This window comes from Ruminococcus sp. CAG:379, assembly GCF_000434255.1.
In the GTDB taxonomy this organism is placed as follows: Bacteria; Bacillota; Clostridia; order Oscillospirales; family Ruminococcaceae; genus Ruminococcus_F; species Ruminococcus_F champanellensis.
This window is the reverse complement of sequence record NZ_FR894886.1, coordinates 66914-77684: the sequence shown is the minus strand read 5'-3', so window position 1 is coordinate 77684 and position 10771 is coordinate 66914. Positions and strand designations below refer to the sequence as shown.

Annotated in this window: 7 protein-coding genes; 6 read left to right on the top strand and 1 reads right to left on the bottom strand. The window is 58.0% G+C overall.

Annotation, left to right across the window (positions count from 1 at the left end; all coding sequences use genetic code 11):
- The first annotated feature begins 274 nt into the window (after window positions 1–274).
- From gatC to aspS, 4 genes are read left to right on the top strand one after another with little or no spacing between them, the layout of a single operon-like run.
- Window positions 275–553, top strand: coding sequence for an Asp-tRNA(Asn)/Glu-tRNA(Gln) amidotransferase subunit GatC (gatC, locus tag QVO51_RS05755; RefSeq protein WP_022357597.1), 279 nt, complete (start codon window positions 275–277; stop codon window positions 551–553).
- A 21-nt stretch (window positions 554–574) separates the two neighbouring features.
- Complete coding sequence (gene gatA / locus QVO51_RS05750; RefSeq protein ID WP_022357596.1) at window positions 575–2041, top strand: Asp-tRNA(Asn)/Glu-tRNA(Gln) amidotransferase subunit GatA; 1467 nt, start codon at window positions 575–577, stop codon at window positions 2039–2041.
- On the top strand, window positions 2038–3462 hold the full coding sequence (gatB, locus tag QVO51_RS05745; protein ID WP_015559280.1) for an Asp-tRNA(Asn)/Glu-tRNA(Gln) amidotransferase subunit GatB: 1425 nt from the start codon (window positions 2038–2040) through the stop codon (window positions 3460–3462). The genes gatA and gatB overlap by 4 nt, the downstream gene beginning before the upstream one ends.
- Window positions 3463–3486: 24 nt before the next feature.
- Window positions 3487–5277 carry an aspartate--tRNA ligase gene (gene aspS, locus QVO51_RS05740; RefSeq protein WP_022357595.1) on the top strand — a complete coding sequence of 597 codons (1791 nt, stop codon included), beginning with the start codon at window positions 3487–3489 and terminating at the stop codon, window positions 5275–5277.
- Window positions 5278–5372: 95 nt separating this feature from the next.
- Here the strand turns inward: aspS and thrS are convergent, their stop codons facing one another.
- On the bottom strand, window positions 5373–7313 hold the full coding sequence (thrS, locus tag QVO51_RS05735; RefSeq protein WP_022357594.1) for a threonine--tRNA ligase: 1941 nt from the start codon (window positions 7311–7313) through the stop codon (window positions 5373–5375).
- A gap of 930 nt (window positions 7314–8243) precedes the next feature.
- Here thrS and rny point away from each other — a divergent pair.
- Together rny and QVO51_RS05725 are read left to right on the top strand one after the other, a co-directional pair.
- Window positions 8244–9800 (top strand): ribonuclease Y, encoded by a 1557-nt coding sequence (rny, locus tag QVO51_RS05730; RefSeq protein ID WP_041326837.1) that lies wholly within the window; start codon window positions 8244–8246, stop codon window positions 9798–9800.
- Between the two features lie 56 nt (window positions 9801–9856).
- A partial coding sequence (locus QVO51_RS05725; protein ID WP_288167908.1) for a hypothetical protein occupies window positions 9857–10771 on the top strand: 915 nt, incomplete at its 3' end.

Below are 10771 nucleotides of genomic sequence, written 5' to 3'. Positions count from 1 at the left end.
GACCCATCCGGTTAAACAAATAGAGCAGCACAAATTTTCCCAAGACATTGGTAGAACGCTTTTGCGTGGGTGGCGCACGCAGAGCATCAAAGACAAGCCGCAACCAAATGGTCACTTCAATAAACTCCTGCTGCGCATCCCCGGCACAAAAGAAACCCGTCCTGCTGCCCCAAAACCCCTTGCAATACGCCGGGTTTTGTAGTATAATAATACAGAATATGATGCCTTTGACAGGCACGGCAGACCGGATGCTGCCGGGGAAAGGAACGGCTTTATGGATAAAACAACGCTTGCCCATCTGTGTGAGCTTTCCAAGCTCGATTTCACAGAGGAACAGCAGGATGCGGTGATCGCCCAGATGGACGATATCATTGCGCTGATGGATCAGATCAAGGAATATGACGTGACCTACGACGATACCCAGGATCACAACGAGATCCCCTATGAGGCACTGCGGGAGGATGTGGCACAGCCCTCCTACGATACCGCCCGGCTTCAGCAGAATACCCAGCCCCGGGATGACTGCTATGTAGTGCCGAAAATGATGGAATAACACCGGAAAGGGATTGGAAAGATGGATTTACAGAACACCACGCTGACCCAGTTGCGGCAGCTTCTGGACAGCAAAAGCATCAGCGCTGCTGAACTGACGGATGCGTATCTGGAGCGGATCCGTGCAGTGGATGGCAGTCTGCTGTCCTATATCACCGTGACCCCGGAGGAGGCACACGCCCAGGCGGAACAGGCGCAGGCCCGGATCGATGCAGGCAACGCTGCGCCCTTGACGGGCATCCCCATGGCTATGAAGGACAATCTTTGCACCGACGGGGTACGCACCACCTGTTCCTCCCGGATGCTGGAGGATTTCGTGCCCCCCTATGACGCAACGGTTGTGGAAAAGCTGAAGGCGCAGAATTATATCATGCTGGGCAAGGCAAGCATGGACGAGTTTGCCATGGGCAGCTCCAACCAGACCAGCGCCTTTGCCAAGACCCGGAACCCCTATGACACTAGCTGTGTGCCCGGAGGCTCCTCCGGCGGCAGTGCGGCAGCGGTCAGCGCAGGGCTGTGCGCCGCTGCTTTGGGTTCGGATACGGGTGGATCCATCCGGCAGCCTGCATCCTTCTGCGGCGTCACCGGCTTAAAGCCCACCTACGGCAGAGTGTCCCGGTATGGTCTGGTGGCATTCGCCAGCTCGCTGGATCAGATCGGCCCCATCGCCCGGTGCGCCCGGGACTGCGGCACGGTGCTGTCCGCCATTGCGGGACAGGATCCCCACGATGCCACCTCTGCGCCCCAGTCGGTGCCGGATTTCAACGAAAAGGTCGGCAAGTCTCTGAAGGGGCTGAAAATCGCCCTGCCCAAGGAATTTTTCGGGGACGCTGTGGACGATGAGGTCAAGGAAGCGGTTCTGGCTGCTGCCAGGGCATATCAGTCCATGGGGGCGGAACTGGTGGATTGTTCCATTTCCACCCTCAAGTATGCGGTTGCCGCATACTACCTGATCGCCTCTGCGGAGGCGGCATCCAACCTTGCCCGGTTTGACGGCATCAAATACGGCCTCCGGGGCGAGGGAAACAGCTTTGATAAAATGATCCGGGACAGCCGGAGCAGAGGCTTCGGGGACGAGGTCAAGCGCCGGATCCTGCTGGGGAACTATGCCCTGTCCAGCGGCTATTACGACGCTTACTACCGGAAAGCCCTTGCCCTCAAGCAGGATTTCATCAAGGAATATGACCGGATCTTCCAGACCGCCGATATCATTCTCACCCCCACGGCACCTACGGTGGCATACCCCATCGGCAAGCAGGAGCATGATCCGGTGAAGATGTACACCGGAGATATCTGCACGGTGACGGTGAATATTGCCTGCCTGCCTGCCATCAGCACCACCTGCGGTTATAGCAGGACAGGGATGCCCATCGGCATGTCTTTGATCGGCAGACGCTTTGACGAGGCTACTATTATCCAGGCGGCTGACGCATTCGAGCAGGGCTTTACTGTGATCCCGGCAAAGCCGGAGGGAGGAGCGGCAAAATGAGATTGTACCCCACCATCGGCCTGGAGATCCACGCCGAGCTTCTGACCAAATCCAAGGTGTTCTGCACCTGTTCTGCGGAATTCGGCGGCGAGCCCAATTCCCGCTGCTGTCCGGTATGCTCCGGACTGCCCGGCACCCTGCCCATTCTGAACCGGAAGGCGGTGGAATACATCGTCAAGGCAGGCTATACCATGAACTGCGACATTTCCCGGTTCACCAAGTGGGACCGGAAGAACTATTTCTACCCGGATCTGCCCAAGGCGTACCAGATTTCCCAGATGCCACGTCCCGTGTGTCTGAACGGCCATGTGGACATCCGGGTGAACGGGGAGGACAAGGTGATCCGCATCAACCGGATCCACCTGGAGGAGGACGCCGGCAAGCTGGTGCACGATGAAGCTGCCCATGTGAGCCTGGCGGATTATAACCGGTGCGGCATCCCGCTGATTGAGATCGTCACCGAGCCGGATTTCCACAGCGCAGAGGACGTAACCGCCTTTGTGGAAAAGATCCGGCAGCTACTCCAGTACGCCGGCGTATGCGACGGCAAGATGGAGCAGGGCTCCCTCCGGTGCGATGTGAACATTTCCCTGGCAGAGCCGGGTGCGCCCCTGGGTACCCGGGCGGAGATCAAGAATCTGAACTCTGTGAAGGCAATCGGCAGAGCCATTGATTACGAGATCTACCGGCAGACGGAGATCCTGGAATCCGGCGGCAGGGTGCATCAGGAAACCCGCCGGTTCAGCGACAGCACCGGGGAAACCACTGCCATGCGTTCCAAGGAGGATGCGCACGATTACCGGTACTTCCCGGATCCGGACATTCCCCCCATCATCTTTACCGAGCAGGAGCTGGAGGAGATCCGGGCAAGCCTGCCGGAAATGCCGGAGCAGCGGCTTGCCCGGTACCTGGAGTGGGGCATCGCCAAGAACGAGGCGGAGACCCTGCTCGGCGACAAGCGCATCAGCGACTTTTTCGATGCGGCCGCCGCAAGCTATCCCAACCCCAAAGCCATCGCTTCCTTCATTCTGGTGGAGCTGATGCGCCGGATCAATCTGGGAGAAGCGGATATGGGAACCCTGCCCTTTGACGGGCCTGCGCTGGCACGGCTGGTGGAGCTTGGGGAAACCGACAAGATCAACAAGAGCAATATGAAGGATATCCTCCGGAGTATGCTGGAAACCGGCAAGACGGCGGATCAGATCGCCGAGGAGGAGAATCTGTGGATCCGGGAGGATCTGGGGCTGGCGGAATCCGTCATCGACAAGCTGCTGGCGGACAATCCGGGACCGGTGGAGCAGTACCGGAACGGGGAACAGAAGGTATTCGGATTTTTGATGGGACAGGCAAACAGAGCGCTGAAGGGCTCTGCCACACCCAAGGCCATCAAAGAGCTGTTGGAAAAGAAGCTGAAAGGCTGATAGGGAAGGAAAGGTATTGAGAAGATGTTTTTAGCAAATCGTTATCGGGATCATCTCACCAGCATGATCGGCGAAGGGGAGATCGGCAAGACCGTCCGGGTATCCGGCTGGGTGGAGAACATCCGGGATCACGGGGGCATCAAGTTCATCGACCTGCGGGATCACTACGGCATTGTGCAGATCACCATGCAGCAGAACGAGGGTCTGCTGGAGGGCGTGAACAAGGAAAGCGCCGTTTCCGTCAGCGGACAGGTGGTCAAGCGGGATGCGTCCACCTACAATGACAAGATCGCAACCGGTACGGTGGAGATCGTGGCACAGACCCTGGAGATCCTGGGGAAGGTTACGGTGCCCCTGCCCTTTGAGGTGCCCTCCTCCCGGGAATCCGGCGAGGATATTCGGCTGCGGTACCGGTTTTTGGATATGCGGAACCACCGGGTGCATCAGAACATCGTATTCCGTTCCAACATTATGTCCTTTATGCGGGAGAAGATGACCAGTCTGGGCTTTCTGGAGCTTCAGACCCCCATCCTTTCCACCTCCTCCCCGGAGGGGGCGCGGGACTACCTGATCCCCAGCCGGAAGCATCACGGCAAGTTCTATGCCCTGCCCCAGGCACCCCAGATCTTCAAGCAGTTGTACATGGTGTCCGGCTTTGATAAATACTTCCAGCTTGCTCCCTGCTTCCGGGACGAGGACGCAAGAGCGGATCGTACCCCCGGCGAGTTCTACCAGCTTGACCTGGAAATGTCCTTTGCCACCCAGGAGGAAGTATTTGCCGTTGCGGAGGAGGTTTTCCCCGCCATCATCGAGAAATTCAGCAACAAGCCCTTCACCAAGGGTCCCTTCCCCCGGATCACCTATGCGGATGCCATGCTGAAGTACGGCTCCGACAAGCCGGATCTGCGGAATCCGCTGTTCATCATCGACCTGTCCGATCAGTTCGTGGACAGCGACTTCAAGCCCTTCTCCAACAAGACCGTCCGGGGCATCCGGGTGCCTAAGATGGGTGAAAAGTCCAAGACCTTCTTCAAGAGCATGGAGGAGTACGCCCTGTCCATCGGCATGAAGGGACTGGGCTATGTGAAGGTGGACGAGAACATGTCCTTCCTGGGCCCCATCGACAAGTTCCTGACGGACGCCTCCCGGGAGGAGATCAAGCGCCGTGCAGAGCTGGAGCCCGGGGATGTGCTGTACTTTATTGCGGACAGCAAGAAAAATGCGGAGAAGTTTGCCGGACAGATCCGCACGGAGGTTGCAAACCGGATGGGTCTGATCGACAACGACCGGTTCGAGATCTGCTGGATCGTGGACTTTCCCATGTACGAGGAGGACGAGGAAACCGGCAAGCCCATCTTCACCCACAACCCCTTCTCCATGCCCCAGGGTGAGCTGGAGGCTCTGAACACCAAGAACCCCTGCGATGTGCTGGCATATCAGTATGATGTGGTGTGCAACGGCGTGGAGCTGGCGTCCGGCGCAGTCCGGAACCATGACCCGGAGGTGATGGTGAAGGCGTTTGAGATTGCCGGCTACACGGAGGAGGATGTGGCAGCCAAGTTCGGCGCTTTGTACAGTGCATTCAAGTTTGGTGCGCCCCCCCATGCAGGTATGGCGTTCGGCATTGACCGGATGATCATGCTGCTGCTGGACGAGGAGAGCATCCGGGAGGTCATTGCCTTCCCGCTGAACTCCAACGCCCAGGATCTGCTGCTGGGTGCCCCCACCCAGGTTACGGAGCAGCAGCTGCGTGAGGTACACATCAAGGTGCGGCAGCGCCCCCAGGATCTGAAGAACCAGGAAAAATCAGAATAATCAAGTGGGGCATCCGGGAGGATGCCCCTGTTTTGGATGGAGGACAGAAAAAACCCGCCCGGTATGCCCGGACGGGTTTGTTTTATGATAGCGCCTCAGATTTTCTTGGTGGAAACCTCTTCCACCAGCTTTGCCAGCAGGGCGTCCTGGGTCATGCTGCCCAGATCCCCGTCCCGGCGGGAGCGGACGGATACGGTCTTGCTCTCCACCTCGTTGTCTCCGATGGTGAGCATGTAGGGCACCTTCTCCAGCACTGCCTGCCGGATCTTGTAGCCCACCTTCTCTGCCCGGTCGTCCACGGTGATGCGCATGCCCGCAGCCTCCAGCTTTCTTGCCAGCTCCAGGGTGTAGTCCATGTGCCGGTCTGCAATGGGGATCAGCTTGACCTGTTCCGGTGCCAGCCACAGGGGGAATGCTCCGGCGTACTTCTCGATCAGCAGGGCAAGGGTACGCTCATAGCAGCCCAGAGATGTCCGGTGAATGATGTAGGGGCGGCGCTTGGTGCCGTCCACGTCGGTGTATTCCATGCCGAACAGCTGCGCCAGCATCTGGTCGATCTGGATGGTGATGAGGGTGTCCTCCTTGCCGTGTACGTTCTTGATCTGGATATCCAGCTTGGGCCCGTAGAAGGCAGCCTCGTCAATGCCGATGGTGTAGTGGATGCCCAGGTGATCCAGGATCTTCTTCATAGCGCCCTGTGCCTCGTCCCACTGCTCCGGGGTGCCGATATACTTTTCCGTGTTGTTGGGATCCCACTGGGAGAACCGGTAGGTCACATCATCCGCCAGCCCCAGGGTGGTGAGCATGTAGTTGGCAAGCTCCAGACAGCCCCGGAACTCATCCTCCAGCTGCTCCGGACGAAGGATCAGATGTCCCTCGGAAATGGTAAACTGCCGTACCCGGATCAGACCGTGCATCTCGCCGCTGTCCTCGTTCCGGAACAGGGTAGAGGTCTCGCCCAACCGCATGGGCAGATCCCGGTAGGAACGGGGACGGTTCAGGAATACCTGGTACTGGAAGGGACAGGTCATGGGACGCAGGGCAAATACCTCCTTGTCCTTCTCCTCGTCCCCCAGTACGAACATGCCTTCCTTGTAGTGATCCCAGTGGCCGGAGATTTTGTACAGGTCGCTCTTTGCCATCAGAGGGGTCTTGGTCAGCAGGTAGCCCCGGCGCTGCTCCTCATCCTCTACAAAGCGCTGCAGCAGCTGGATGACTCTTGCGCCCTTGGGCAGCATGATGGGCAGGCCCTGACCGATGCAGTCCACGGTGGTGAACAGCTCCAGCTCTCTGCCCAGCTTGTTGTGATCCCGCAGCCTGGCTTCTTCCAGCTGCTTGAGGTATGCCTCCAGTTCCGCAGCCTTGGGGTATGCGGTACCGTAGATCCGGGACAGCATCTTGTTCTTTTCGGAGCCTCTCCAGTATGCGCCGGTGCAGGACAGCAGCTTGAACGCCTTCACCGGAGCGGTGGTCATCAGATGAGGCCCTGCGCACAGGTCGGTGAAATCCCCCTGCTTGTAGAAGGAGATGGGCTCTCCCTTGCCTGCATGCTCGCTGCACAGCTCTACCTTATAAGGCTCACCCATTTCTTCCAGCTTCTTGAGCGCCTCTGTCGGGGGCAGCTCAAACTGCTCCAGGGGGATGCCCTCCTTGACGATTTTCTTCATTTCCGCTTCGATCTTCACCAGTTCATCGGCGGTAAAGGGCTTCTCCACGTCAAAGTCGTAGTAGAATCCGTTGTCGATGGCGGGGCCGATGGCAAGCTTTGCTTCCGGGTACAGCCGCTTTACGGCTTGTGCCAGAATGTGGGAGGCGGTGTGCCAGAATGCCTTCTTACCCTCGATGGAGTCAAAGGTCATGACCTCAAAGGAGCAGTTCCCGGTGAGCACTGCCCGCAGATCCTTGACCTCCCCGTTGATTTTGACGCAGCATGCAGCCTTGTACAGACCCATGCCGATGCCCTTGATGACCTCGGCGGCGGATTGACCAGCCTCAGCCTGGCGGATACTGCCGTCCTTCAGTGTCAGTTCGATCATAGCAAAATACTTCCTTTCAGTTGATGATGTTATCGGATTGCGTCTGTCCGGGCGGTCATACCGCACGGGGACAGGCTTCTGTCACGGAACAGCGTGCGGATCACCCCCTCTCAAACAAAAACGCCCCCTATGCGGTTGCATAAGGGGCGACAGGTCGCGGTTCCACCCTGGTTCACAGTCATAGACTGCCTTTGGATGCTCTGTAACGGGAGCGCCCGTTGCCGATTAGGCACACTGGTAGAGGCGGTATGCAGAATCTCGGCGTCAGCACCGCTTGCAGCCGGGACGGTGCTCTCTGTATGGCGCACGGCGGGATCTGCCATCCTCCGTCATGGTTTTCCACGATATTGTTTTATACAAGATTATACTAGCACAAGCCGCCGGATTTGTCAATCATCTGGGCGAAAAAATTTTGTCCTCCGGCAGGGAGCATCCGGGCGGCAGAGGGGCTTTTTGGCACACTGCACAAAAACAAGGGGGAATCCTCTGAAAATGCGCCGGGGGATTGTATAAAATGCTGAAATCCGTTCACTCCTGTGCCGGGAGGGCTCTTTGTGGGGGATTGCCCTTGACAAGCAGGTTGAAAAGTTATAAAATAATAATGTTGCAATCTATGAGCCGGCGGCATGATCCCAGACCGGTTTGATAGGATATATTTGCAAATGACTTTTCCGGGATGCGCCCCATCCCGTAAGCTACGGCACAGGCTATGTGGCTGTACTTTTATTTGTGCCGGCTCTGCCGGTCAGTATAAATGTGGAATCAACGGCGAATCAGCCCCCAATTCTGAATCAGAGAACAGATGTTCTCTTTGTGCGCACGGGCGCAGTATACACAAATGAATAAAAATACGGTGACATTGTCCGCCTTAGTGAAGTGATAGTCAGAATCAGACTGAATGAAGGAGGACGGTACAACGTGGATGAAACCATGATCACAGTGCTGACCGGCGTGGCAGCGCTGATCGTCGGTGCAGCGATTTCCGGGTTCATTTTCTTCAAGCAGGGCATCGCATACCGCCGGCGTGAGGCGGAAAGCGTGATCGGCTCTGCGGAGAAGGAAGCGGAGCGCATTCTGGAGGACGCAGGAAAGGATGCGGACAGCCGGAAAAAGGCGGCGTTGGTGGAAGCGAAGGACGAGATCTACAAGCTGCGCTCGGAGGCGGAGCGGGAGATCAAGGATCGCCGGGGAGAGATCTCCCGGCAGGAGCGTCGCATCCAGCAAAAGGAAGAAAATCTCGACCGGAAGAACGACAACCTGGAGCGGAAGGAAGAACAGCTCCAGAACAAGATCCGGGCGGCGGAGGATCGGCTCAAGGAGGCGGAGACCCTCAAGAAAAGTGAAATGGATATGCTGGAGCGCATTTCCGAGCTGACCCGGGAACAGGCAAAGGAATACATGCTCAATATGCTGGAGGATGACCTGGTGCACGAAAAGGCGCTGAAGGTCACCAGCTACGAACAGCAGATCAAGGACGAGTGCGACGAGAAGGCACGGAACTACATTGCCCTTGCCATTGCAAAATGTGCGGCGGAGCAGGTGTCCGAAGCGGCGGTTTCCGTGGTGGCACTGCCCAATGACGAAATGAAGGGACGCATCATCGGACGGGAGGGCAGGAACATCCGGACGCTGGAAACCCTCACCGGAGTAGATCTCATCATTGATGACACCCCGGAGGCTATCACCCTGTCCTGCTTTGACCATGTGCGCCGGGAGGTTGCCCGGATCGCTCTGGAGAAGCTCATCAGCGACGGTCGGATCCATCCCACCCGCATCGAGGAAATGGTGGATAAGGCACGGCGTGAGGTGGAATACAAGATCAAGCAGGAGGGCGAGCGTGCCATCCTGGAAACCAATGTACACGGGCTGAACAGCGAGCTGGTAAAGCTCATCGGCAGACTCCGGTACAGAACCAGCTACCGGCAGAATGTGCTGAACCACAGCATCGAGGTGGCGCAGCTGTCCGGCATCCTTGCCTCCGAGCTGGGTGTGGACGCTACCCTGGCACGGCGTGCGGGACTGCTCCACGATATCGGCAAGGCGCTGACCTCCGAGATCGAAGGCTCCCATGTGCAGATCGGTGTGGATGTATGCCGCCGGTATAAGGAAAGTCCGGAGGTTATCCACGCCATCGAGGCCCATCACAACGACGTAGAGCCCAGAACCGTCATTGCCTGCATCGTACAGGCGGCGGACGCCATTTCTGCGGCACGGCCTGCGGCAAGAAGCGAAAACTACGAGAACTACATCAAGCGGCTCCAGAAGCTGGAGGAAATCTGTCAGAGCTACGAGGGCGTGGAGAAAAGCTACGCTGTCCAGGCGGGCAGAGAGATCCGGATCATGGTACAGCCGGAGGTCATCAACGACGAGAAGATGGTTCTGGTGGCACGGCAGATCGCCAAGCAGATCGAGGACGAAATGGAATACCCGGGTCAGATCAAGGTCAACATTATCCGGGAAAGTCGGGCAGTCGAATACGCAAAATAACGCATACCAACCCCTGCGCAGCAATGCGTGGGGGTTTTCTGTAAAGGAGCATGTTTATGGCGAAAACCTTGTTTCACAGTTCGGAGCGTTCCAACTTTATTGTAAATCTGAAGCCGGAGCGGCTGCGGCAGCTTTCCTGCCGGGTGTGCATGCTGGCAATGATCCTGCTGACCGGCAGTATGCTGCTGACGGAGCTGACCCAGGACGTATACGGCAGCCTGTCCGACGCCATCAGCGACGGGGGCACCAGGGGCGTGCTTGCCTATCTGGTGCTGATTTTGCGGAGCGTGTCCTCCATGTTTGCGGTGGGAGGCGTGCTTGCCCTGATCTTTGCCTTCATCGCCCTCATCAAGAAGCAGTTTGACCCGAAACGGGCGGCACTGCCGGCAGCACTCCTGTGCGGCATTCTGATCCTGGGGTATATTTCCGCCCTGCTGTCCTTCGACACCACCGTTGCCCTCATCGGCATGGAGGGGCGGGGACGGGGCGTGCTGGCACTGCTGTTCTACGGTGCGTTCTTCGTGATCTGCTCCCAGCTGCACCGAAAAGAGGCAGAAAAGCTGGGGCTCTGGATCACCGGATACGGACTGGCACAGTGCCTGTTTGCCCTGTTCCAGATCCTGCCCATCCGGCTGCCCTCCAGCTATGACCATATGTTCCCCCGGCTGCTGGTGGATGTGTACCTGCCCAGCGGTCTGTCCTCCAACCCGGCGGCGTTCGCCATGCTGCTGACCATGCTGGGGATGCTGGCGGTGTGCATGGCACTGTACAGCCGGGAGAAGAAGTGCCGGCTCTATTACACCATTGCGGCGGCGGTGTTCCTGTTCTTCCTGCCCCGAACCCAATGCCTGGCAGGACTGGTGGGACTGGGCGCAGTGCTGGTGACCGGCTTGGTGCTGGGGCTGCGGAAGGGGGCATGCAAGCCGGTCAAGCCCCTGGCGGCAATGGTGCTGTGTGCCGGCATCGGCTTC

What these genes read in the sequence shown, in the direction of transcription:
- gatC (WP_022357597.1), top strand. Translation starts at nt 275, where the DNA reads ATGGATAAAACAACGCTTGCCCATCTGTGTGAGCTTTCCAAGCTCGAT.
- gatA (WP_022357596.1), top strand. Translation starts at nt 575, where the DNA reads ATGGATTTACAGAACACCACGCTGACCCAGTTGCGGCAGCTTCTGGAC.
- gatB (WP_015559280.1), top strand. Translation starts at nt 2,038, where the DNA reads ATGAGATTGTACCCCACCATCGGCCTGGAGATCCACGCCGAGCTTCTG.
- aspS (WP_022357595.1), top strand. Translation starts at nt 3,487, where the DNA reads ATGTTTTTAGCAAATCGTTATCGGGATCATCTCACCAGCATGATCGGC.
- thrS (WP_022357594.1), bottom strand. Translation starts at nt 7,313, where the DNA reads ATGATCGAACTGACACTGAAGGACGGCAGTATCCGCCAGGCTGAGGCT.
- rny (WP_041326837.1), top strand. Translation starts at nt 8,244, where the DNA reads ATGATCACAGTGCTGACCGGCGTGGCAGCGCTGATCGTCGGTGCAGCG.